The organism is Streptomyces phaeoluteigriseus, from assembly GCF_001896135.2.
In the GTDB taxonomy this organism is placed as follows: Bacteria; Actinomycetota; Actinomycetes; order Streptomycetales; family Streptomycetaceae; genus Streptomyces; species Streptomyces phaeoluteigriseus.
In genome coordinates this window covers 24210-47572 of the sequence record NZ_MPOH02000015.1, presented here as the reverse complement: position 1 = coordinate 47572, position 23363 = coordinate 24210, and the positions used below count along the sequence as shown (strand labels likewise).

Sequence of the window (23363 nt, the reverse complement as noted above, 5' to 3'; positions counted from 1 at the left end):
CTACGCGGGTGACCTGCTCCCCTCGTCCGTGTGAGGTCGCGTCACCTGAGGTGCGCGAAGACGACGAGGTTCTCCGTGTAGTCCTTGACCGTGCGGTCGTAGTCCCCGGCGCAGGTGATGAGGCGCACCTGGGCGTCGGGGGTGTCGGCATACACCCGCCGGCTGGGGAAGCGGTCCTTGTCGAACGTCTCCACGCTGTCGACCACGAAGACGGGCGCACGTCCGTCGGCCCGCCGCACGCGGAAGACGTCGCCCTTCTTCAGTTGTGCCAGTTCGGCGAAGACGGCGGCGGAGGTGGCGGTGTCGACGTGCCCGGCGATGATCGCGGTGCCCGTCTCACCGGGGGAGGCGCCCTTGGCGTACCAGCCGACGAGGTTGGTGTTGTGCGGCGGAGGGGCCTGGAGCTGTCCGTTGGCGCCGAGGGCGAGGTCGGTGAAGGGGGCGTCGACGGAGATCTTCGGGATGAGCAGGCGCACGGGGCTGGACCGTGGCAGGTGCTCCGCGACCGGCCGGGCGTCGGGCGAGGCGGGTGCGGCGGTCCGTGGGGCGGAGCGCGCGTCGGGCGGGGGACTGGGCGCGCCGGTCTGCGGGGTGCCGTCGCCGAGCAGGCGCACCGCCAGCAGCAGCAGCGCCCCGGCGCACAGCATGGTCAGCCCCCGGCGGGGCTGCCGGCCGGCGCCTGCCCGTCGGCGGAGGAGGAGTCGGAGGCGGAGGAGTGGACAGCCATCTGAGGTGACCTCACTAGCTGGTACACGGCGGCGGGAGAGGGGCGGAAAGCGAGCCGGGCCGCCACATGGAGCTGAGGTGGCGGCCACGGCTGCTATGTCGCCCGGCATGGATCAGGCCAGGCCGTTTGCCGACTTCTTGCGGCGCGCGGCGTACAGGCCGGTCGCGGCGACGGCCAGGACGGCGATGCCGCCCGCGGTGGCGGTGGGCGCGTCGAGCGCGCCGCCGCCGGTGTGCACGCCGCCGCGCGGCTTCTCCTCGCCGCTCCAGGACTCCTTCTCCTTCTCCTCGCCGTCCTTGCTCCAGGAGGAGTCCTTGCCGTGCTCGCTGTCCTTCTTGTACGTCTCCGGGTCGTGCTTCGGGTCACGCGCGGTGCCCCAGTCGTCCGCCGTGACCGAGGTCAGCGCACCGCCACCCGTGTGCATTCCACCGCGCGGCGCGTCGTGCTTGCTCCCGTTGTCCTGCTCCTTGCTGTAGGAGGAGTCCTCGTGCTCCCAGTCACCGCCCGCCGCGTACGCGCCGGGCGCGGCGAGTGCGAGGGCGGCCGAGGCCGCCGCGGTGGCCAGGATCATGCGTGCTGAGCGCATATGTGGGTCCTTCCGTCGGCCGGGCAGCTGGCGGTTCGTCAGCTGAGGTGACCCGACCCCGACGTGATCCACCGTCAGTCACCCCGCGCACTTCCACCACTCAAGGCGCTCAGCCGGGTGAGGGAGGGCGGCACCCGGGGGAATGCCGAAGGGCCTGTGCCGGCCTCCCCGAGGGGTGGCCGGCACAGGCCCCGCGGACGCCGTACGGCATCCGACGACCGGTCAGGTCAGCGCCAGCACCGTGGTCAGGACGCGCCGCAGCACGCCTTCGGCCTCCGGGACGGGGCCGGGCGAGCGCCAGGCGACGAACCCGTCGGGCCGCACCAGGACGGCACCGCCGTGCGCCGTGCCGTGGCGCTCCCGCCAGTCCGCTCCGTCCTCGGGCACCAACTCGGCGTCGGGCCCCGCTCCCACCCGGTACGACACCAGCGGGACGGACAGTTCGGCGGCGAGGCGGACGGCGGCCTCGTGCCATCCGCTCGGCCCGTCGGCGCGGGCTCCGGCGTCGCTGTCGCTGTCGCCGTCGCTGTCGCCGTCGCTCAGGAGGACCAGGGACCGCTCGTACAGGTCGAGCGTGGAGAGCCGCCTGCCCTCGTGGCGGACCCAGAGGTGGGGCGCACGGGTGCCGGGTTCGCCGTTCAGGGCGAGTTTCTCCGGGACGACCGGCGCGGTGGGGTCGGTGCCGACGACGGCGCCCTGCGGGTAGCGGTAGCCGAGGGCCACGTTGAGGATGCCGCGCTGCGGCCCCCCTCCGGGCGCACCCCCGCCCCCGCCCGCCGGCGGGGCGAAACCGGGGTGGCTGTGCTCGGCCGAACGGACGGCGGCGCGGGCACTGGTCGCCTCCGCCACCGGACGGCGTTCGAGGTCGTAGGAGTCCAGCAGCCCGTGCCCCGCCCAGCCACCGAGCACCGCCGCCAGCTTCCACGCCAGGTTGTGCGCGTCCTGGATGCCGGTGTTGGAGCCGAAGGCGCCGGTGGGGGACATCTCGTGGGCCGAGTCGCCCGCGAGCAGGACGCGTCCCGAGCGGTAGCCGCGCGCCACGCGCTGGGCGGCGTGCCAGGGCGCCCGGCCGGTGATCTCGATGTCCAGGTCGGCCCGGCCGACCGCGCGGCGGATGTGCTCCGCGCAGCGCTCGTCGGTGAAGTCCTCCAGCGTCTCCCCGCGTTCGGGGTGCCAGGGGGCGTGGAAGACCCAGTTCTCCCGGTTGTCCACGGGCAGCAGCGCGCCGTCGCCGTCGGGGCTCGTGAGGTAGCAGACGATGAACCGGCGCTCGCCCACCACGTCGGCGAGGAGGCGGGACCGGAAGGTGATGCTGACATTGCTGAACAGCTCGCCGGGGCCGCTCTGGCCGATGCCGAGCTGCTCGCGGACGGGGCTGCGGGGGCCGTCGGCGGCGACCAGGTAGTCGGCGCGGATCTTGGTGTGCTCGCCCGTGTCCCGGCTCTTGACCAGCGCGGTGACACCGTCGGCGTCGGTGTCGAACGACAGCAGTTCGGTGGAGTACCGCAGGTCGCCGCCGAGTCCGGTGGCGTGGTCGAGCAGGACCGGCTCCAGGTCGTTCTGGCTGCACAGGCACCAGGAACTCGGGCTGAAGCGGGCCAGCCCGCCGCCCGGGTCGATGTCCTTGACCAGCCACTCGCCCGGGTCGCCGACCAGGTCGCGGGCCTGGAGGATGCCGTGGTTGTCGGCCAGGGTGGCCGCGGCCCGATGGATCGCCGGCTCGACGCCGGCCACCCGGAACAGCTCCATCGTGCGGACGTTGTTGCCGCGTCCGCGAGGGTGGTGGGAGGTTCCGGAGTGGCGCTCCACCAGGGTGTGCCGCACCCCCAGCCGGCCCAGGAACAGTGAGGTCGACAGGCCCACGAGGGAGCCGCCGACGATCAGGACGGGGACCCTGTGGATCGCGCCGCCCGGTTGGTCGGTTCTTTGGTTCATGATGTGTCTCCAGCACGTCGTGTCCGCCGACTCGGCCGGTGCGGCCGGGACGGCCGGGACTCTCATGCATGCCCCGCACGACGAACGGCGGCTCAGGCTTCACCCACCTGACCCTGCGCCGCCAAAGCGGCCACGGCGGCCGTGGACCTGGTGCGCGCGAGGGCCGCCGCCCGCCCCGGTGAGCCGTTGTGACACGGTCCGGCGGCGGTCGACGGCCCTCGGGGCCGGTTCCGGCTTCTCAGATGCCCGAACCCAGACTTGCGGTCGTGTAGGCGCACTCCGTGTAGATGTAGCCGGACTCCAGCTTCGCGGTGTCCGTGGCCGGGGTGGAGACGGAGCCCGACGTCGACTTGTGCACGAAGTAGGTGGTGCCCGGCGGCAGGCTGATCGTGCGCTGCGGGTAGTTCTTGCTGCCGCTGCACGGCTCGAACGAGGGGTTGAGGGTGCTGGACAGGGAGTACGCCTTGCAGCTGCCGCAGCCCTTGAGGGTGAGGCTGCCCGTCACCGGGCCGGTGTAGAGGACGGTGACCTGGTCGGGGCTGTCGTTCTTCACCGTGACGGAGATGCTGCCGCCGGACCGCGTCGTGGGCAGGGTCCTGCCCGCGGCCGGCAGGGTCTGGGCGATCTCCGCCCCGATCGCTATCTTCTTCGCGCGGGCCGCGTTCTTGGCGGTCCTGTGCGCCGAGACGTACTCGTTCATCGTCGTCTGCGCGGCCTCGAAGTCACCGTCCCGGTACTGGTCCACCCCGCAGGTGTACATGCCCGAGTCGGCGCTGCTCGTGGCGCGCCCGGCGTCCGCGGTGAGGGCGGTCTCGATGCCCGCCTCGTCGCCCGGCAGGTCCGCGATGCGGGAGCCGAGGTCCTTGAGCCGCTCGACGGCCGTGCAGGGTTCGGCTCCGGAGAGGCCCTTGACCTCGCGGGTGACGGCGGCGGCCACGGCCGGCTGCACCTTGGCGGCCTGGTCGGAGTCGGGGAAGGTGGTGAGCAGTTCGCCGAACTGCGCCGCCCAGGTGGACTGGTCGGAGGAGAGGCCCCGCGAGGCGCACTCGTACAGGGACGTGGCCAGTCGGTCGTCGGGCCACTTCTCCAGGTTCCCGAGGTCCGTGGCCGGCATGTCCTCGGGGACGGTGCGCAGATAGGTGAGGGGCGCTATGGCCGTGCAGTAGTCGGCGTCCTCGTAGGGGGCGGCGACCGTGGTGTAGAAGGTCTTCATCCGGGTCGGCACCCGCTCGGCCGCCCGCGAGTCGGGGTGGTCGGATCTGAGGTCCTCGTAGGTCTTCAGCGCTTGTCGGTAGCCGGCCTTGCCGCTGCTGAAGTCCTGCTTGCCGGACGCGGTGACCAGCTTGTCGGCCTCGTCGAGCCGGTCGAGGAGCATCTGCTCCGTCGCCTCCTCCCGCGCGTCGTCGTACAGCACGACACCACCGGCCGGTACGGCGAGCAGAACCAGGCCCAACAGCAGCGCCACGGGCGCTTGTTGCAGCACGGCCGTGCGCGAGCGCAAGCCGACGAGCGCGCCGTGCGCCGCGGCACCGGCGAGGAAGACGGCGTACAGCAGGAGAGCCGCCACCGGGACGCCGTCCGGGTCGGCCGGCAGGGCCACGAGCAGCAGTACGGCGGTGGCGGTCCAGCACAGCAGCATCAGCACCCAGCGGCGCAGCAGCGCGTACCCGAGCCCCAGGCCGCTCAGGTTGAGCACCGCGACCGCGACGGCCCGCGCGCCGTCCGGCGGCGCGGGCGGGGCCGGTGGCGGCCCCGACGGCATCGGTGGCAGGTGGAAACTGTGGTTCTGCATGCCGTACGGATCCCCGGACATGGCTGTCCTCCCCCATCAACAGCGCCCGAACTTCGGTGACTTGTCAGTCTACGGGCGCCGATGCGCGGCTGACAGAGGAGGCGGGCACTGATCCCCCCGTTCGCCCGATCATGCCCGATGTGCGGCGGGACCACCCCTTCGGCCCAGCGATGAATCGATTCGCTGGGTGAAACGGACGCGACGTCCGATCCGGCGGGGGAGCGCACCGTGATGCTGGCGCAGGCCTTTCCACGACCCTTCCTCAAGGAGTTCCGCTGTGCGTGTTCCTCGTACGGTGCTTAGCACCCTCGCTTCCGCCGCTCTCGTTCTCGCGTCCCTGGGTGCGGTGACCGCCGTCACCGCGAGCCCCGCGGCCGCCGACCCCTGCGGCTTCTACGAGACCGGGTCCGACGCCTACTACAACCACTGCACCTCCGACGGGTCGCGCGTGATCGTCAAGGTGGAGGTGGCGTGGGCGCCCGACTACGAGCGGTGCGTCGCGCCGGGCAAGACCTGGCTGGGCTCGGCCGGTGAGATCCAGGGCGCCTACTACACCGGCCGCACCTGCTGACCGTCGGCGGTGAACGGCGCGGAGGGCCGGGACGGCCTCGTCCCGGCCCTCCGGCGTGCGTCCTGCGGAACGGAGTGCGAAAGGGGGTGGCAAATGAAAATGGTTATCGATAGCGTGTGGGTGCGCGCAGCCCGGCATCCTCCCCTCCGGCGAGGGTTCGCCGGGCTGCCCTGGCGCGCCTGAACTCGCCGCTCGAAAAGGGGAATCGTGGCTCATCTGTTGATGGTCGAGAGCTGGGTCGGATCGATGAGCAGGCTGTTGCCCCGGGCGATCCGGGAGGGCGGGCACACGTTCACCTTCCTCACCCGCGACCTCCACCACTACCTGCGCTCGGCCCCCGAGGGGACGGCACACCCGCTGCTCGGCGCCCGCAACGTGATCACGGCGGAGACCAACGACGTCGACACCCTGCTCCCCGAGGCCGAGCGGCTGCACGCGGCACTGCGCTTCGACGGCGTCCTCACCTCCTGCGACTACTACCTGCCGGCCGTGGCCCGGATCGCCGACCGCCTCGGCCTGCCCGGCCCCGGCCCCGAAGCGGTCGGGAACGCCTGCCGCAAGGACGCCACCCGGCGCGTCCTCGCCGAGGCCGCGGTGCCCGGCCCCCGCTTCGCCCTGCACGAGGAGTGGGCCGACCTCGCCCGGTCCGCCCGGGAGATCGGTTACCCGCTGGTCGTCAAGCCGGTCGACCTGTGCGCCGGCATGTACGTGCGCCGCGTTGACGACGAACGCCAACTCGCCGACGCCGTAAGGGCGATGGCCGGCTTCCCGGTGAACGCCCGTGGGCAGAGGCGGTCGCCCGCCGTCCTGCTGGAGGAACTGCTGGACGGGCCCGAGGTGAGCGTCGAGACGGTGTCGCACGCGGGCGCGGTCCATGTGGTCGGCGTGACCGACAAGAGCGTCGGCGGGGCGCCCGCCTTCATCGAGACCGGCCACATGTTCCCCGCCGACCTGACGCCCGCCGACACCGAGGCCGCCGAACAGACCGCGCTGAGCGCGCTCAAGGCCCTCGGTCTGACCGACGGGGTCGTGGCGCACACCGAGATCAAGCTGACCTCCGCCGGGCCGCGCGTCGTCGAGGTCAACCCCCGCCCGGCCGGAAACCGCATCACCGAACTGGTGCGCCATGTCACCGGCGTCGACCTCGCCGCCGCCTTCGTGGACGTCGCCCTCGGCCGCGCGCCCGACCTGCGGCGCACCGACACCGGGGTGCGCAGCGCCGCGATCGGCTTCCTCGTCCCGGAGCGCGCCGGCACCCTCGAAGCGCTCGACGGCAGCGGCGTACGGGACGCGGACGGCGTGCTGGAGGTCGAACTCGCCGTACCCGGGCGGGCCGTGAAGGCGGCGGGCAGCAACAACGAATACCTGGGGCACGTCATGACCGCCGACACCCGCGGCCCCGGCGCCCGCGCCCGCGTCGAGGACCTGCTCTGCGGGCTGCGCTCGGGACTGGTCGTCCGATGACCGCCACCGCGACCTTCCACGCCTACGACGATCTCGTCGACCGCGTCCGGGCCGGCGCCCTCGGCCCCGACCCGGCCACGCTGCGGATCGCCGTCGCCTTCACCACCCGCCAGGCCGTACACCACGAGGGGCGCGAGACCGGTTACCGCAACGAGGTGCTCAGCCTGCGCCTCGCCGAGGCCGTCGGCTCCTGCGCCGTCGAACCCGGAGAACTGCCGGACAGCGCGCTCGACGACTGCGTCGGCGCCGACGTGGCCCACCTCCTGCGGCACCCCCTGCTGCCGGTGCGGGTCGCGGCCCTCGACGCCTACCTCCTGCACATCACCCCGCACACCCCCGAGCACGGCGCCCTCCCGGTCCCGCTGCCCGCCGGATCCTCCCTGGAGAAGTCCCGCGTCCGCGCCCGTGCCGTCGTCGAACTGCTCGACCTGCCGGCCGGGGCGACGGTCCTCGTCGTCGGCGTCGTCAACTCCCTCCTCGAAGCGCTTCGTTCCCGCGGTCTGCGCTACCTGCCGAGCGACCTCAAGGGCGGCACCACCGAGTGGGGCGAGCCCGTCCTCACCGACGCGCTCGCCGCCGCCGGCCGCTGCGACGCCCTGCTCGTCTCCGGCATGACCCTCGGCAACGGCACCTTCGAACCCCTGCGCCGGCACGCGGCGAGCCATGGCAAGCAACTGGTCGCGTTCGCCCAGACCGGCAGCGCCGTCCTGCCCCGCCTCCTCGGCCACGGGGTGAGCGCCGTGTGCGCCGAGCCCTACCCCTTCTTCTGGCTCGACGGCGGACCAGGAACCGTCCACCGCTACGGCTGCCCGGGAGGCGCGCGATGACCACGACCGCCGTCCTCCCCGACGCGCGCCGCGAACTGCTCGCGCTGCTCGGCCGTACGCCAGTGGTGCGTGTCACCGCCGACCTGCCCGGCGCCCACCCCGGGTTCTGGGCCAAGCTCGAGGCGCTCTCGGCCGGCGGGATGAAGGCGCGGGCCGCGGTGTCCATGCTGCTCGGCGCCCGTGAACGTGGCGAACTGCGGCCCGGCGCCCCGGTGGTGGAGTCCACCTCCGGCACCCTCGGCATCGGCCTGGCCTTCGCCGGGCAGGCCCTCGGCCATCCGGTCGTGCTGGTCGGCGACCGTGAACTGGAGCAGTCGATGCGGCAGTTGCTGCGTGCCCACGGCGTGCGCCTGGAGATCGCCGACCGCCCCGCCCTCCAGGGCGGCTGGCAGGCCGCCCGCCTCGCCCGGCTCCGTGAACTCCTCGCCGAACTCCCCGGCGCCTACTGGCCCGACCAGTACAACAACCCCGACAACACCGCCGGTTACGCCTCCCTCGCCGCCGAACTCGCCACCCAGCTCGACCACCTGGACATCCTGGTGTGCAGCGTCGGCACCGGCGGACACAGCGCGGGCGTCGTCGGACCGCTGCGCCGCCACTGGCCCGCGCTGCGGCTGATCGGCGTCGACGCCACCGGCTCCACCATCTTCGGCCAGCCCGCCCGCCCCCGTCTGATGCGCGGCCTAGGCAGCAGCATCCACCCGCGCAACGTCGCCTACGACGCCTTCGACGAGGTCCACTGGATCGGCCCCGCAGAGGCCGTCGACAGCTGCCGCAGACTCGCCCGCGGCAGCTTCGTCACCGGCGGCTGGAGCACCGGCGCGGTCGCCCGCGTCTCCGCCTGGGCGGCCCGTGTGCACCCCGGCGCGGTCGTCGCGACCGTCTTCCCGGACGGCCCGCACCGCTACCTCGGCACCGTCTACGACGACGACTTCACCGCCGCGCACGGCGTCGACCCCGCCACCGCGGCCACCCGGCCCGTGGAGATACCGCACCCGCACACCGTCGAGGCGACCGGCTGGGCGCGCTGCACCCGGGTCACCGACCCGCTCGGTGCCCTCCACGGCGGGGAGGGCAACCGGTGAGGACCAGCCTGCGCACCGTACGCCTCGTCCTCGCCGAGCCGCTGCGGATCTCCCGCTCCACCATGGCCGCCCGCGACGCCCTGTGGCTGACCGTCGAGCACGACGGACTGCGCGGCCACGGCGAGGCCGTCACCAGCGTGTACTACGGCCTCGACACCGACACGCTGCAACGCCTCCTCGCCGACGTCGACCTGGGCCGGTTCGCCGACCCGGAGAGCGCCCTGGAGGCCCTGCGCCACGACGCCCCCGCTTCGCCGCCGGCCGTGACCGCCGCCGTCGAGGCCGCGCTGCTCGACCTCGTGGGCAAGCGCGCGCACGCTCCCGTCCACCGGCTCCTCGGCGCGCCCGCGCCGCCCGTGGCCGCCACCGCCCGCACCCTCGGCATCACCTCGCTCACCCATGCGGCGGGGGAGGCCCGCCGGCTCGCCGCGAGCGGCTTCCAGGTCCTGAAGGTGAAGGCGGGCAGCCCCGACCCCGAGGACGACGTGGAACGCGTCCGCGTCGTGCGCGACGCGGCCCCCCGTGTACGGCTCCTTCTCGACCCCAACGGGGCCTGGACGCTCCGCGAGGCCGACAAGCTCCTGCCCCGCTACGCGGAACTCGGCGTCGAGGCCGTCGAACAGCCCCTCGCCCCCGGCGACCCGGAGACGCTGGCCGCCCTCGCCGAGCGGTCACCGCTGCCCGTCATCGCCGACGAGGACGCCGTCGGCCTGGAGGACGCCCGCCGTCTCGCCGGACGCGTGCACGGTGTCAACGTCAAGCTCGCCAAGTGCGGCGGCGTCCACGCGGCCCTGCGCATCGCCGCGGCGATCGAGGGCAGCGGCACCGCGTTGATGCTGGGCTGCCTCACCGCCAGCAGCCTGGGCCTCGCGCCCGCCGTCCACCTCGCCGACCGCGCCCGCTGGACCGACCTGGACGGACACCTGCTCCTCGCCGACGACCCGTGGAGCGGCATCGGCGGCGCCGACGGCTTCGTCCGCGCGAGCGACCGGCCGGGCCTGGGGGTGACGCGTGCGGACCTGGCGTGAGATCCGCGGCTTCCCGGTCGCCGTCCGCCTCCTGCTGGTCAACCAGCTCGGCGTCAACACCGGCTTCTACCTCCTCATCCCCTACCTCGCCGTCCACCTCGGCGAGAACCTGGGCATGTCGGCGGCCGTCGTCGGCATCGTCCTCGGCGTGCGCAACCTCAGCCAGCAGGGCCTGTTCCTCATCGGCGGCTCCGCGGCCGACCGGCTCGGCGCGCGGGGCGTGATCATCGCCGGGTGCGCCCTGCGGACGGTCGGGTTCGCGCTGTTCGCGCTGGGCGACGGGCTGCCCGTGCTGCTCGCCGCGTCGGTGCTGAGCGGACTGGCGGGCGCCCTGTTCAACCCGGCCGTGCGCACGTACCTCTCCCAGGAGGCGGGGGAGCGCAAGGCGGAGGCGTTCGCCCTGTTCAACGTGTTCGCCACCACCGGCGCCCTGATCGGCCCGCTGCTCGGCAGCGCCCTCCTCCTCGTCGACTTCCGTGCCTCCGCGCTGACCGCCGCCGGCATTTTCGCCGTCCTCACCGTGGCGCAGGCGCTCGTGCTGCCCGCGCGGAAGGTGCCGCCCAGCGAGGGCAGCGTGCTCGCGGACTGGCGCGAGGTGGCCGGCAACCGGGCCTTCCTCGGCTTCGCCCTCGCCATGGTCGGCATGTTCACCCTGGAGAACCAGCTCTACCTGCTGCTGCCCGACGGCGCCCGGCAGGCCACCGGCTGGGACGGCGCGGCAGGTCTCGTCCTCCTCGTCGGCACCCTCGCCAACCTGGCGCTCCAGCTGCGCGTCACCCGCGCCCTCAAGTCCCGGGGCCACCGGGCCCGGTGGATCGCGGCCGGGCTCACCCTGATGGGCCTTGCGTTCCTGCCCCCGGCGGCGGTCGCCGGATCGTCGTCCGAGGGATGGCCGGTCGCCGTGCCCGTGCTGCTCGGCGCCCTGCTGCTCCATATCGGCATCATGATCGCCTCGCCGTTCGTCATGGAACTGATCCCCGGCTTCGGCCGCCCCGAGCTGACCGGCACCTACTTCGGGATCTTCTACGTCGTCTCGGGCGTCGCCGCCGCCATCGGCAACACGGTCGTCGGATGGGCGATGGACACGGGCGACCGGATCGGCGCCGAGTGGCTGCCGTGGGTGTGCTGCGCCGTGTTCGGGACCGCATCGGCGGCCGGGATGGCGTGGCTGCAGCGGCGCGGGGCGCTGCCCGGAGGTCCGGTGCCCGACCGGGCCGGAGTGACCGGCCCGGATGACCCGGCGCCTGCGACTGCCTCGACCGCTCCAGCCGCTTCGGCCGCTTCGGCCGCTCCGGTCACTTCAGCCGCCCCGGCCGCTCCGGTCACTTCAGCCGCTCCGGCCGACGAGAGGAGCAACGCGTGACCGTCCACACCGGCGGAAACCTCCTCACCGACAACCCCGCCCTCTACGAGGCCCGTTTCCCCGACCCCGGCCGGCTCGCCGGACGCTGGGCCGAGAGCCGCCTGCGCCACCACGACGCCGGTCCGCGCGTCCTCGACATGGGCTGCGGCACCGGCCGCGACGCCGCCCACCTGCACGGGGCGGGCCGTACGGTGACCGGCGCCGACCTCTCCGAGGCGATGCTCGGTCACGCCCGCGCCCACCACCGCGGGCCGACCTACCTGCGAGCCGACCTGCACGGCTTCGACCTGGGCCGGGCCGCCTTCGACGCGGTGGTCTGCCTGGACAGCTCCCTGCTGTACTGCCACACCAACGACCAGCTCGACGGCTTCCTCGCCTCCTGCCGCCAGGCCCTCACGCCCGGCGGGCTGCTGGTCGCGGAGATGCGCAACGGGGCCTACTTCCTGGGCCGTACGGACCTCCTGGACACCCCGAAGGTCGACTTCTTCACCTGGCGGGACGTCAACTACCGTTCCAAGACCAACCTGTTTGTCGACCGCGACGCCCAGCTGCTGCGCCGTATCCGCGTATGGACCGCCGATGACGGCACGCCCCCGGTCGAACAGCACTCCGCCTGGCGGCTGTTGTTCCCACAGGAGCTGCGGCACTTCCTCGCCGCACACGGTTTCGAGGTCCTCGAACTCCACGACGGCCCCGGCCCGCGCACCCGACCCCCGTGGCGGGAGGGCCAATCGCCCAACACCACGGCCGACGGGGACCGCCTGCACCTCGTGGCCCGCCTGACCGCCACTCCCTGACCCGTCAGCACCCCAGTCGACTCCGCTCCACCTCATCCCACCCCACCCCACCCCAAGGAAACAGCCATGCATGACGAACGTTTCTCCGGCCTGCGCCGACGCGGCTTCCTCGCCGCCGGCGCCTGGGCCGCCGCCCTCGCCCTCGTCGGCTGCGGCGACGGCACCGGCGACGACCCGGCCGACAGTGGTGACGGCAAGCCCGGCAAGGGCGGGCGGCTGCGCGCCGCGTTCGCCGGCGGCGGCGCGAGCGAGACCCTCGACCCGCACCTGGCCAACCTGTTCGCCGACGCCGCCCGCGCCAAGGCCCTCTACGACAAGCTCGCCGACTACGGCGCCGACCTCGCCGCGCGGCCCCGCCTCGCCGCGTCGTGGGAGCCCGACAAGACCCTCGCCCGCTGGAAGGTCACCCTGCGCCAGGCCACCTTCCACGACGGCAGGCCGGTCACCGCCAAGGACGTCCTGTACAGCTACCGCCGTATCGCCGACCCGAAGCAGGCGTACCGCGCGAAGGCGTCCCTGGAGCCCATCGACCTCGACGCGAGCCGCGCCGCCGGCGAGCGGGTCGTCGAGTTCGTGCTCAAGCGGCCGACGGCCGAGTTCCCCAACGTGCTCGCCGCGTTCGGCGCGTACATCGTCCCCGAGAACGCCACCGACTTCGACAGGAAGCCGATCGGCTCCGGGCCCTTCCGGTTCGTCTCCTTCGCGCCGGGCCGCTCCGCCGTCTTCCGCCGCAACGACGCCTACTGGGACGGCGCCCCGCACCTCGACGAGCTGGAACTCGTCGTCGTCAACGAGGAGTCGGCCCGTGTCAACGCCCTCCTCGGCGGCCAGATCGAATACGCCCACGAACTCGCCCCGACCACCGCCCGCGCCCACGAGGGCAAGGGGCAGATCGAGATCGTGCGGCTGCGGGGCAGCGCCATGCAGGCGTTCTGCATGAAGACCGACCGCGCCCCCTTCGACGACAAGCGGGTGCGCGAGGCCTTCTTCCTCATCGCCGACCGCCAGGAACTCGTCGACGGCGCCCTGTCCGGCGCGGGCGTCGTCGGCAACGACCTGTTCGGCAAGGGCTACGAGTACTACGCCGACGGTCTCCCGCAGCGCGCCCAGGAACTCGACAGGGCCCGCGCCCTGCTGAAGCAGGCCGGTGCCGAGAAACTGAAGGTCACCCTGGACACCTCGGCCGTCGCCGCCGGCTTCACCGAGGCCGCCGGCATCTTCCGCGACCAGGCCGCGCAGGCGGGGGTCACCGTCGACGTGAAGGTGGGCAGCAAGGACTCCTACTGGAGCGACATCCTCGACAACGGCACCCTGAGCTGCTACCGCTCCGGCGCCATGCCCATCGAGGCGCACATCTCGCAGCGCCTGCTCACCGACTCCACCACCAACGCCACCAAGTGGCAGCACAAGGACTTCGACGCTCTCTACCAGCAGGCGCAGGCCACCCGCGACAAGACCGCCCGAGCCGCCGTCTACGAGCGCATGCAGCGCCGCTTGTACGCCGAGGGCGGCTTCCTGATCTGGGGGTTCGCCGACTGGATCATCGGAACGGCCCGCACCGTGAAGGGAGTCGAGACCGAGGCGCCCGCCAACACGCTCGACTGGGCCCGCTTCGACAAGGTCTGGCTGGCGTGACGGAGAGTCCGAGGACGAGCGGCCTGCGCTCGTTCGTCGCCCGGCGGCTGCTCCTCGGCGCCGCGCAGACCGTGGCCGTCGTGCTGCTGGTCTTCGCGCTCACCGAGGCGCTGCCGGGCGACGCGGCCGTCGCCCTCGCCGGCGACCAGCCCGACCCCGCGCGCATCGCCGCCATCCGCGAGGCGATGGACCTCGACCGGCCCGCGTACGAGCGGCTCGCGGACTGGGCCGCGGGTCTGACGCGCGGCGACTTCGGCACCTCCCTGGCCTCCGGCCGCCCGGTGTCCCAGTACCTCGGCGACGGTTTCGGGCCGACCCTGCTGCTGGCCTCCCTCACCCTGGCCCTGCTGGTCCCGCTCGGCCTCGGCCTGGGCGTGCTCGCCGCCCGCCACGAAGGGCGGCTGGTGGACCGACTGGTCAGCTCCGTCACCCTCGCGGTGTACGCGGTCCCCGAGTTCGCCCTCGGGGTCCTGCTGGTGACGGTCGTCGCGCTGAAGCTGGCCTGGCTGCCGCCGACCGCCGTCGGCCACGGCACCGACCTGCTCGCCCACCCCGCCGTCCTGGTCCTGCCGGTGCTCGTCCTGCTCTCCCGGCCGGTCTGCTCGCTGTCCCGCCTGGTCCGGGCCGGCATGGTCGACGCCCTCGCCGCGCCCTACGCCGCCCACGCCCGCCGCTGCGGCGTCCCCGGCGCCCGCGTCCGCTACGCCCACGCCCTGCCCAACGCCCTCGCCCCGGCCGTGCAGCAACTGGCCCGTACCGCCGACTGGCTGCTGTGCGGGGTCATCGTCGTCGAGGCGCTGTTCGTCATCCCGGGCCTCGGCACGGTCCTGCTCAACGCCGTCGCCGAACGGGACGTACCGGTCGTGCAGGGGCTGGCCGTGGTCTTCGGCGTGCTGACCGTCGTCCTCAACCTGGGCGCCGACCTGGTGGCACACCGGCTGACACCCCGCGCGGCGGTGGCGGCATGACCCGCAGCCGCTTCGCCCTCGCCTCACGGTCGTCGCCGTCCCGCTCGGCCTCGCCCTCCTGGGCCCCTGTTCGCCGGCGAACCCGGCCCCCGCTCCCTGTCCTTCGCCCTCGGTGACGGTCACCCGCCGCTCGGCACCGACTTCGTCGGCCGGGACGTCTGGCGGCAGGTCCTGCACGGCGGCCGTACGGTCGTGCTGACCGCCCTCGCCGCGACCGCCCTGGCCTATCTGGTCGCGCTGCCCGTGGGACTGACCGCCGCGCTCACCCACGTACGGCGTCTGGAGGAGCTGCTGATGCGGCCGCTGGACGTGCTGCTCGCCGTACCGTCGCTGCTGCTGATCCTGCTCGTGGCGTCCGTGTTCTCGCCGGGAGCGACCGGACTCGCCCTGCTCGTCGCCATGGTGAACGTGCCCGACGCGGCCCGCATCGTGCGGGCGCGGCGGGCGAGGCCGCCGCCCGTCCCGCGGTCGAGGCGCTGCGCATGCAGGGCGAGACCTGGTGGCGCATCGCCGTGGGCTACGTCGGCCGGGCCACCCTGCGCACCCTCGCCGCCGACGCCGGAATCCGGCTGACCGGCGTGCTGTATCTGGTGTCCACGGCCGCCTTCCTCGGCGTGGGCGTCGCGCCGGACGCCGCCGACTGGGCGGTCATGGTCGACCGCAACCGCACCGGACTGTTCGTGCAGCCCTGGGCGGTCGTGGTGCCCGCCCTGCTGATCGTGGCCCTGACGACGGGCACGAACCTGGTCTTCGACGCCGCCCTGGAGAAGACCCCGCGACGGAAGGGACGACGTCCGTGAGCCACCAGCCGGCACCGAGGACCGGCGAGACCGCCCCCGCGGCACAGATCCGCGATCTGCGCGTCGAGATCGACGGACGGGCCATCGTCGACGGGGTGAGCCTGCGCGTGCCGCCCGGCCGGGTGACCGCCCTGGTCGGGGCCTCCGGCAGCGGCAAGACCACGACCGGCCTCGCACTGCTGGGCGAGTACCCGCCCGGCGCCCGTGTCACGGGGGAGGTGAGCCGCCCCGGCGACGGGCCGGTCGGATACGTGCCCCAGCACCCCGCCGCCGTCCTCAACCCGGCCCGCCGCGTCGGCGCCCTCCTGCGCGACATCGCCCGCCCCCAGGTACGCCACCTGCCGCGCGCCGAACGCCGTACGGCCGTCCGCGAACGGGTCCTGCGGGCCCTGCGCGACGCCCAACTCGCCGACGGGGCGGCCCTGCTGCGCCGCTACCCGCATCAGCTCTCCGGTGGCCAGCAGCAGCGGGTCGTGCTCGCCCAGGCCCTGCTGCTCGGCGCGCGGGTCGTCGTCGCCGACGAACCCACCACCGGCCAGGACGCGCTGACCAAGAGCCGGATCGTCGAGCAGCTCGCGGCGGTCGCGGCCGGGGGCATCGCGGTCGTCCTGCTCAGCCACGACCTGGACGTGGTTCGCGCCCTCGCCGACGAGGTCCTGGTGATGCGTGCCGGCCGGGTCGTGGAGTCCGGCCCGGCCGAACGCCTGTGGCTCGCGCCCCGGCACGAGTGGACCCGCAGGCTCCTCGCCGAACACCGGGCCGACCCGCCGCGGGACACCGGCGCCGGCGTCGCCCGGCCCGTGCTGACCGTCCGCGACCTGACCGCCGTGCACGGCACCACCACGGTGCTGCGCGCTCCGCACCTCACCCTGGGCGCCGGAGAGTGCCTCGCCGTCGTCGGCCGGTCGGGCAGCGGCAAGACCACTTTGGCCCGCTGCCTGGCCGGGCTGCACCGCGACCACACCGGCGAGATCCTGCTCGACGGGGCGGCCCTCCCGCGCAGTCTGCGACGCCGCGACCGGGACCGGCTCGCCGCCGTGCAGTACGTCTTCCAGGACGCCCGCGCCGCGTTCGACGAGTTCCGTCCCGTCCTCGCGCAGGTCGCCCGCACGGCGGTCCGGCTGCGTGGCGCCGACGAACACGCCGCTGTCGAACAGGCGTTGACGACGCTGGCCCGTCTGGGCCTGCCGGAGGATCTCGCCCACCGCCCGCCCGGCGCCCTGTCCGGCGGCGAACTCCAGCGGGCCGCCCTCGCCCGCGCCCTGCTCGCCCGGCCCCGCGTCCTCATCTGCGACGAGATCACCTCCGGCCTCGACACGGTCACCCGGCGCGGCATCCTCGACCTCCTGGCCGGCCTCCTGAGCGACGGTGACGACCTCGCCCTCGTCCTCATCACCCACGACCTGGACACCGCACGCCTCGCCCACCGCATCGCCGTACTGGAAGCGGGAGAACTGGTCGAGCAGGGCCCTGCGCAGCAGCTCCTGGCCGCCCCTCAACACCCCTTCACGTCTCCCTGACGGAGACCACGGCACGTCTGGGGGCAACAACGCGTCCCTGACGGATGTCAGGGGGTGGGGATTCCCGCCGGGCGGGCCGGGCGGCCCAGCCGCACCGGCACGCCCGGCGAGTACAGGACGCTGACCGGCGCCCCCGCGGGCGCCGGCAGTCCGGCCGCGGCGACCAGGTCCTCCTCGCAGACGAGCAGCTCCGCCCGGTACAGGGGCCAGCGCGGATGGTCGTTGGGCAGGTAGGCGGCGCCGCCGAAGAACGCGTTGTGCATCCCCCAGCGGGCGGTGAGGAAGTGCTCCAGCTCCGTGGGCTCCTCGATGCGCTCACCCCGGCGCACCACGATCCGGCTCGACGCACCGCGCGGCCCCGGCCACCGGCGCGAACTCGTGTACGCGACGGTGTCGCCGTCCGCGCGCACCCGCATCCGCGACCACAGATACGGCAGCCGGAAGCCGACGCGTCCCATCACCACGGGGATCAGCCGCGCCGCGTCCATCGACCGGAACACCACTCCGCGCCGCCCGTGCCCGTCCACCGAGTACAGCCGCACGTTGGTCTCCGGGAACGACCCGAGGTACGGCACCCCGGGCAGCCGCAGCCAGCCCACCCGGTGCATCCGGAAGGCGACGAGACCGACGTACGTCGACCCCTCGTGCACGTCGGGAACGGTGCCCGGCGGCAGCAGCCCCGCCACCGTCTCCGGTGCCACCTCCCAGTGGACGAAGCAGAGGTCGAGCCACTGCTGGGTCAGCAACGGCAACCTGATGGATTCGGGGGCGTCGGGCGTCACGGAGGCGGGCTGGTGCACGGCGACAGAATGACAGACGGCCGCAGACGCCGAAGCGCCGCCTCCGGACCGACAGGACGAGTCCGGGACGTGGAATCCCCGGTCGGCGCGGCACACGACGCCGGCGGCACCGAAGACCGGGGCGCCCGCCGGGCGATCGGCCTCCGGCCCGGCGCCGGTGCCGTTCGTGGTGACGGTGAAGCCGCCCTCGTAGCCGATCACGTACGCGGGCGCCGGTCAGCGGCCGTGCCAGTCCAGGCACACCACCAGCGCGTCGTCCTCCGCCACGGATCCACCGCGGTGGCCCCTCAGTTCGCGCAGCACGGCCCGCGGGACCTCGGCCGCCGGCAGCAGCCGGGTCGAGGAGATCGCCCGTGCCAGGGCGGCGTCCCCGTACACCTCCCCGCCGGGCGAGGCGACCGCGTGGACGCCGTCGCTGACGAGGACCAGCCGGTCACCGGGCTCCACCCGGAACGGCTGCGGCACGTAGTCGGTCTCCTCGAACATGCCCAGCGGCAACTGGGCCTCGAAGTCGACCCGTTCGACGGTGCCCTCCCGCAGCCGCAGCAGCCGCGGTGAGCCGGCGTCCACCACCTGGGCCCGGCCCGTGGCGAGTTCGACGTCCAGCATCAGCACGGACAGATAGCGGCGGCCGCCGTAGTGGGCGTGCACCGCCTGGTCGGCCAGCGCGGCCTGGTCGGCGATCGGGAGGCCGGCCCGCCGGGCGTTGCGCAGCGCGTTGACCGCCAGGTTCGTCAACAGGGCCGCCTCCGTGCCCTCGCCCATGCCGTTGCTGACGTACAGGGTGAGCCGGTCGGCCGTCGCGGACCAGTCGAAGCTGTCGCCGTGGACGGCGTAGGCGGGCTCCAGCTGTGCGCCGAGCGCGTACTCGGGGCAGGTGCGGGAGCGGGCGGGGAGGAGCTGCCACTGCATCTCGGCGGCCAGGGTGAGCCGGTCCCTGCGCCGGGCCCGCAGGTACAGGTCGGTGGCGCGGTCGGCCACCACCACCTCGTGCCCGAGCACCTGCGCGATCTCCGACAGTTCGCCCAGCACCTCGGGCACCTCGCCGTCTCCGGGCAGCGTCACCGACAGCACGCCGAGCCGGTCGCCGCGCACCGTGACCGGCAGATGCGCCCGCACCCGCCCGCCGTCGGCCGGCTCGACGTAGGGCTCCTGCGCGCCGAAGGCCCGGCCGGCCGCGCTGTCGTACACCGACAGGGGCTCCCGGCCGGGCGGGCCGGAGACCGGTTGCAGCACGGTGAGGCCGTAGTCGGCCATGAGCAGTTCGACGGCGACCGCCGCGTACTGCTCGTCCAGGGTCCGGCGGACGGCGTCGACCAGCTCGTGCGGTGCCGCCGTCCGCAGGGCGCGTTCGGCGGTGGCGAATCTGTGGGTGACGGGAGATACCACGACGGGAGTTGCACCGATCCTTCGCTCTGTGGCCGGACCGCCGGCCGGGGGTGTCCCGCGGGCGCCCGTGCGGCGCCGCGGCTTCGAGGTCCTGGGGGACCGGGGGAGCGCCAGTACGCTGGCGGTCGTCCCAGTGTCTGCGAGAGTGTGACCGTGACTGCCTTCCGCCATCGCCCGGAACCCGACGAGGTCGCACGGGTGACCGCGACGGCCGCGGAACTGCTGGAAGTGCTGTGGGGGCGGGCCTCGACGGCGCCCGCGTCCGCCTCCCAGTTGCGCGTGCTGTTCGTCCTGGAGCACCAGGAGGGCATCAACCTGCGCACCCTCGCCGACTCCCTGGCCTCCAGCCCGCCGTCGACGAGCCGGCTGTGCGACCGGCTCCAGGCGGCCGGATTCGTGGAGCGGGTGGTGAGCCCCACCGACCGGCGTGAGCTGCGGCTGCGCCTCAGCGGCCGCGGCCGGGCCTTCCTCGCCGACCTCCGGGAGCGCCGGGAGGCGGAGCTGCGGGCGGTGCTGGCCGGGATGCCCGCGGGGAAGCGGGTCGCGCTGCTGGAGGGGCTCGACGCGTTCTGCGACGCGGCGACGGCACGGGCCCACGACGGGGTCCCGGATTCCGGCAGTCGTACGGCCTGACCGGCGGACCGCGTCACCGGCCGCACCGGCACCTCCCGGAGGTGGGAGGCGGCGCGCGGGGCCGCGACCCTCACGGGAACTGCACACGAGACACACACAGGGGCACTGCTACCCCCAGCGGCCGGGAACCTGTACCGGCTGTGACAGAAGTCCCGGAAAAGCGCATGGAACGGGCCGCCGGGGTTACTCCGTCGCTATGGCACGGACATCGAGAACCGGACCGGACGAGCAGGTGGAGCGCAGGGCGCCGGACGAACCTACCGGGCTCCCCAAGCGTTCCTGGCTGGCGGTGCTGAAGGGCACGGTCAAGGAGTTCAAGGACGACGAACTCACCGACCGCGCCGCCGCCCTGACCTACTACGGGGTGCTGGCGCTGTTCCCCGCCCTGCTGGTCCTGGTGTCACTGCTCGGCATCGCCGGCAAGTCGGCGACCGACGAGGTCCTGAAGAACCTCCAGAAACTGGCCCCGGGGTCGGCCCGGGACATCCTCAGCGACGCGGTCACCCAGCTCCAGGGCCGGGGCGGCATCGGCTCGATCATGGCGATCGTCGGTATCGTGCTGGCCGTCTGGTCGGCCTCCGGCTACGTCGCCGCCTTCATCCGCAGCGCGAACGCCGTGTACGACGTGCCGGAGGGCCGGCCCGTGTGGAAGGTGCTGCCGGTCCGCGTGGGCGTGACGGTGCTGCTGCTGGTGCTGGCCGTGATCAGCGCCCTGATCGTGGTGTTCACCGGTGACCTCGCACGCCGGGCCGGCACGGCGCTCGGCATCGGCGACACCGCCCTGACGGTCTGGTCGATCGCCAAGTGGCCGGTCCTGGTCGTACTCGTCATCATCATGATCGCGCTGCTGTACTGGGCGACCCCGAACGTGAAGGGCCGCGGCTTCCGGTGGATCACCCCGGGCAGTGTGCTGGCCCTGCTGATCTGGCTGATCGCCTCGGCCGGCTTCGCCTTCTACGTGGCCAACTTCGCCTCGTACAACAAGACCTACGGCACACTCGCCGGCGTCATCGTGTTCCTGGTGTGGCTGTGGATCAGCAACATCGCCATTCTGCTCGGCCTGGAGTTCGACGCCGAGCTGGCCCGTCAGCGGGCCGTCGCGGGCGGAATGCCGCCGGACGAGGAACCCTACGTGCCGCCCCGGGACACCCGCGCCTGGAGCGAGGAGGACCAGCGCCGTATGACGTGAGGGCGTGGGGGAGCCGCCCGGTGACCTCCGCGTTAGGGACCGGCCGGGTGGGGCAGGCGCAGGTCATGAGCATGCGGAACGATCTCAGGGACGGCGACCGGCGGCTCACCCAGTGGGTGGCCTCATGGCCGTGGACCGGCGTGCGGCGGGGGCTGCCGGCGGTGGAGGAGGCGGCGCAGCACACCAAACTCTGGTGGGGCGCCGCCTTCCTGATGGCCTCGGCAGGAGGGTGGCGGGGACGCCGGGCCGCCGCGGCGGGCCTGGCGAGCATGGCCGTGGCGGAAGCGGTGTCCAACGGCGTGCTCAAGCATCTCTGGGAGCGGCGCCGGCCACCGAAGGAGTGGATCCCGAACGAGGAGGTCCACGACCGGCCCGACTCCTCCTCCTTCCCCTCCGGGCACACGGCGGCCGCCGTCGGCTTCACCGCCGCCGTCGCCGGGGTCTGGCCCGTGGCCGGCGCGCTCTGCGCGGTGCCCGCGGTGCTGGTGGCCTGCGAACGGGTGCACACCGGCGCGCACTACCCCACCGACGTCGCCGCCGGCGCGCTGATCGGCCTGTCCGCCGCTGCTCTGACCCATCGCGCTCCCCGCCTGGCCGTCCGCGCGGCGCTGACGTGACGAGCCCCTGAAGTCGAGTAGCCGCGTCGGCACACCTGAGCAGTCGTACCTCATGAGCGATCCGCTCGGCTCGCGCAGGCCGGCCGTACCAGCCGCCGTACCCGTCGGCGAGCCCTCGTCGAGTCATCGAGGAGCCGAGCAGGAGCCGGCCGTCCGTATGACCCGTCGGGTGCGGCCCCCGTCTCCGCGCCCCGCCCCTCGGCGGCGCGATCCGCCTCGGCCCGGCGCGGCCGGTCGTCCGTCCCGCGCCTGCGGCGCTGCCGCCTCGGCCCTGCTGCCGGTGGCCGGGGTGACCGCAGCGGTCCCGACCGGCTGCTCCCTCCGCATCGAGGAGGCGATGTGCGGCGGCGGCGAGCACCCGGTGCCGGCGGTGGGCGGCACCGGCGGCACCGGCGTCCCGAACGAGGAGGAGCCCCCTGGGGGCTGCGTCCGCTGCCCCCAGGGGAAGGTCCCCGAGATCGTCGGCGACGAGTGGGACACGTACGGGAGCACCCGCACCCTCGACGAGCGGGGGAACGTCGTGGTCGCCCCGGACGCCGGATGAGCCCCGGCTAACCGGCCAGTGTGCGGTGCGGGGGACGGCCGTACGCCGAGCGGTACAGGGTGGCGAAGCGGCCGGGGTGGAAGAAGCCCCAGCGGGCCGCGACGTCGGTGACCGTGGTGCCGTCGAGCGGGTCCGCGGCCCGCAGGTCGTCGTGGGCGTGGGCGAGCCGGACCCGGCGCAGGTGCGCCAGCGGCGTGGTGTCGAGGTGCCGCCGGAACGTGTACTGGAGGCCCCGCACGGTGACGTGCGCGGCCGCGGCGATGTCGGCGACCGTGACCGGTTCGCCGGCGTGGTCGTCGATGTAGGCCAGCGCGCGGCGCAGTGTCGCCGGCCGGGCGTCGTTGCGGTCGGTCGCGGTGGGATCGGTGAGCGCAGTGTTGGGGAACGTGGCGAGTACGCCCGCCGCCAGGTGCTGGGCGGCCGTGGAGGCGACGAGCGGCTGGTCGGCGAGGCCCGGTGAGGCCAGCACATGGTCGCGGACGTAGCCGACGGTCTGCCGCAGCCGGAGGGCCGCGGCAGGGGAGTGCGGCCGGTGACCGGTCAGCCGCACCGGTCCCGGCACGCGGCCCGGGGCGCCGGCGGCCACCTGGGTGAGCAGATCGGTGTCCAGCATGGTGATGTTGTAGCGGGCGTGGCAGATCCGCCCCGAGTACGGCAGCTCCGGCGGGGCGAACGACACCACGTCGCCCGGCCCGAAGGCGTCCGTCACACCGTCGAAGGTGTGGTCCTGGATGGTGCCCTCGTGGACGAGGCACAGACAGATCCGGCCCAGCGGCGTGACGGAGTAGCTCATCTCGAAGCCGAGGTCGAGTTCGTCGACGCTCACCGAGGGCATCGCGGCGCGGCTGATGCGCGTCCGGACGGTCCCCGGATCGTCGCTGCCGATCTGCATGCTGGAGTAGGCCCGGCTGAGGAAGTCCTCGGTCAGGCCGAGGTCGTCACTGTCGAAGAACAGCGTGTCCATGAAACCTTCGTCCGATGGGTCGGTCTGCACCGCGCTCTGCGGGCCGGGAGGCCCCCGGACCGACGTTCGCCCGCTTCGCCCGCTTTCCCCGCATCCCGGTGCGCATGCGTTTTCCGGACCGGGCCCGGC

General features: G+C 73.8%; 23 protein-coding genes. 16 read left to right on the top strand and 7 right to left on the bottom strand.

The window, feature by feature from the left end:
• Positions 1-41: 41 nt before the first annotated feature.
• The 4 genes from BM536_RS17985 to BM536_RS17970 form a co-directional block, all read right to left on the bottom strand.
• Positions 42-647 carry a class F sortase gene (locus BM536_RS17985; protein ID WP_094103199.1) on the bottom strand — a complete coding sequence of 202 codons (606 nt, stop codon included), beginning with the start codon at positions 645-647 and terminating at the stop codon, positions 42-44.
• 192 nt (positions 648-839) lie between these two features.
• Positions 840-1313, bottom strand: coding sequence for a hypothetical protein (locus BM536_RS17980; protein WP_073491124.1), 474 nt, complete (start codon positions 1311-1313; stop codon positions 840-842).
• Between the two features lie 222 nt (positions 1314-1535).
• The gene (locus BM536_RS17975) at positions 1536-3248 is read right to left on the bottom strand and encodes an FAD-dependent oxidoreductase (RefSeq protein ID WP_073491125.1); all 1713 of its coding nucleotides are present in this window, start codon (positions 3246-3248) and stop codon (positions 1536-1538) included.
• Positions 3249-3486: 238 nt separating this feature from the next.
• A complete protein-coding gene (locus BM536_RS17970) occupies positions 3487-5061 on the bottom strand; it encodes a hypothetical protein (RefSeq protein WP_073491126.1) in 1575 nt (524 codons plus the stop codon).
• 274 nt (positions 5062-5335) lie between these two features.
• Here BM536_RS17970 and BM536_RS17965 point away from each other — a divergent pair, with 274 nt between their 5' ends.
• The 12 genes from BM536_RS17965 (at position 5336) to BM536_RS17915 (ending at position 17098) form a co-directional block, all read left to right on the top strand.
• Positions 5336-5611 carry a DUF6355 family natural product biosynthesis protein gene (locus tag BM536_RS17965; RefSeq protein WP_245873635.1) on the top strand — a complete coding sequence of 92 codons (276 nt, stop codon included), beginning with the start codon at positions 5336-5338 and terminating at the stop codon, positions 5609-5611.
• A gap of 207 nt (positions 5612-5818) precedes the next feature.
• Complete coding sequence (locus tag BM536_RS17960) at positions 5819-7075, top strand: ATP-grasp domain-containing protein (RefSeq protein ID WP_211362908.1); 1257 nt, start codon at positions 5819-5821, stop codon at positions 7073-7075.
• Positions 7072-7902, top strand: a complete 831-nt coding sequence (locus tag BM536_RS17955) for a Rossmann-like domain-containing protein (protein ID WP_094103197.1) — start codon at positions 7072-7074, stop codon at positions 7900-7902. Before BM536_RS17960 ends, BM536_RS17955 begins: the two co-directional genes overlap by 4 nt.
• On the top strand, positions 7899-8987 hold the full coding sequence (locus BM536_RS17950) for a PLP-dependent cysteine synthase family protein (RefSeq protein WP_094103196.1): 1089 nt from the start codon (positions 7899-7901) through the stop codon (positions 8985-8987). Before BM536_RS17955 ends, BM536_RS17950 begins: the two co-directional genes overlap by 4 nt.
• Positions 8984-10015 (top strand): mandelate racemase/muconate lactonizing enzyme family protein, encoded by a 1032-nt coding sequence (locus tag BM536_RS17945; RefSeq protein WP_094103195.1) that lies wholly within the window; start codon positions 8984-8986, stop codon positions 10013-10015. The genes BM536_RS17950 and BM536_RS17945 overlap by 4 nt, the downstream gene beginning before the upstream one ends.
• A complete protein-coding gene (locus BM536_RS17940; protein ID WP_073491129.1) occupies positions 9999-11378 on the top strand; it encodes an MFS transporter in 1380 nt (459 codons plus the stop codon). Before BM536_RS17945 ends, BM536_RS17940 begins: the two co-directional genes overlap by 17 nt.
• Positions 11375-12175 carry a class I SAM-dependent methyltransferase gene (locus BM536_RS17935; RefSeq protein WP_094103194.1) on the top strand — a complete coding sequence of 267 codons (801 nt, stop codon included), beginning with the start codon at positions 11375-11377 and terminating at the stop codon, positions 12173-12175. Before BM536_RS17940 ends, BM536_RS17935 begins: the two co-directional genes overlap by 4 nt.
• A 66-nt stretch (positions 12176-12241) precedes the next feature.
• Positions 12242-13810 carry an ABC transporter substrate-binding protein gene (locus tag BM536_RS17930; protein ID WP_094103193.1) on the top strand — a complete coding sequence of 523 codons (1569 nt, stop codon included), beginning with the start codon at positions 12242-12244 and terminating at the stop codon, positions 13808-13810.
• Positions 13807-14778: an ABC transporter permease gene (locus BM536_RS17925; RefSeq protein ID WP_094103192.1), complete on the top strand. Its 972-nt coding sequence runs from the start codon at positions 13807-13809 to the stop codon at positions 14776-14778. Before BM536_RS17930 ends, BM536_RS17925 begins: the two co-directional genes overlap by 4 nt.
• Before the next feature lie 192 nt (positions 14779-14970).
• Positions 14971-15351 (top strand): hypothetical protein, encoded by a 381-nt coding sequence (locus tag BM536_RS44885; protein WP_425444653.1) that lies wholly within the window; start codon positions 14971-14973, stop codon positions 15349-15351.
• Complete coding sequence (locus tag BM536_RS44880) at positions 15291-15578, top strand: hypothetical protein (protein WP_425444666.1); 288 nt, start codon at positions 15291-15293, stop codon at positions 15576-15578. Before BM536_RS44885 ends, BM536_RS44880 begins: the two co-directional genes overlap by 61 nt.
• On the top strand, positions 15467-17098 hold the full coding sequence (locus tag BM536_RS17915) for an ABC transporter ATP-binding protein (protein ID WP_211362941.1): 1632 nt from the start codon (positions 15467-15469) through the stop codon (positions 17096-17098). The genes BM536_RS44880 and BM536_RS17915 overlap by 112 nt, the downstream gene beginning before the upstream one ends.
• A gap of 47 nt (positions 17099-17145) precedes the next feature.
• Here BM536_RS17915 and BM536_RS17910 read toward each other — a convergent pair whose 3' ends face one another.
• Complete coding sequence (locus BM536_RS17910; RefSeq protein WP_094103486.1) at positions 17146-17898, bottom strand: YqjF family protein; 753 nt, start codon at positions 17896-17898, stop codon at positions 17146-17148.
• Positions 17899-18114: 216 nt separating this feature from the next.
• Positions 18115-19287 carry a PP2C family protein-serine/threonine phosphatase gene (locus BM536_RS17905; protein ID WP_245873634.1) on the bottom strand — a complete coding sequence of 391 codons (1173 nt, stop codon included), beginning with the start codon at positions 19285-19287 and terminating at the stop codon, positions 18115-18117.
• 147 nt (positions 19288-19434) lie between these two features.
• Here BM536_RS17905 and BM536_RS17900 point away from each other — a divergent pair, with 147 nt between their 5' ends.
• The 4 genes from BM536_RS17900 to BM536_RS17885 all read left to right on the top strand — a co-directional run bounded on the left by BM536_RS17900 (position 19435) and on the right by BM536_RS17885 (position 22270).
• Positions 19435-19920 carry a MarR family transcriptional regulator gene (locus BM536_RS17900; RefSeq protein ID WP_245873630.1) on the top strand — a complete coding sequence of 162 codons (486 nt, stop codon included), beginning with the start codon at positions 19435-19437 and terminating at the stop codon, positions 19918-19920.
• Between the two features lie 196 nt (positions 19921-20116).
• On the top strand, positions 20117-21109 hold the full coding sequence (locus BM536_RS17895; RefSeq protein ID WP_073491131.1) for a YihY/virulence factor BrkB family protein: 993 nt from the start codon (positions 20117-20119) through the stop codon (positions 21107-21109).
• A 65-nt stretch (positions 21110-21174) separates the two neighbouring features.
• The gene (locus BM536_RS17890) at positions 21175-21726 is read left to right on the top strand and encodes a phosphatase PAP2 family protein (protein WP_073491148.1); all 552 of its coding nucleotides are present in this window, start codon (positions 21175-21177) and stop codon (positions 21724-21726) included.
• Positions 21727-22015: 289 nt separating this feature from the next.
• Positions 22016-22270 (top strand): SCO0607 family lipoprotein, encoded by a 255-nt coding sequence (locus BM536_RS17885; RefSeq protein ID WP_342748822.1) that lies wholly within the window; start codon positions 22016-22018, stop codon positions 22268-22270.
• Between the two features lie 7 nt (positions 22271-22277).
• On the opposite strand, the gene BM536_RS17880 is transcribed toward BM536_RS17885, so the two are convergent.
• Positions 22278-23234, bottom strand: coding sequence for a helix-turn-helix transcriptional regulator (locus BM536_RS17880; protein WP_094103189.1), 957 nt, complete (start codon positions 23232-23234; stop codon positions 22278-22280).
• Positions 23235-23363: the final 129 nt, after the last annotated feature.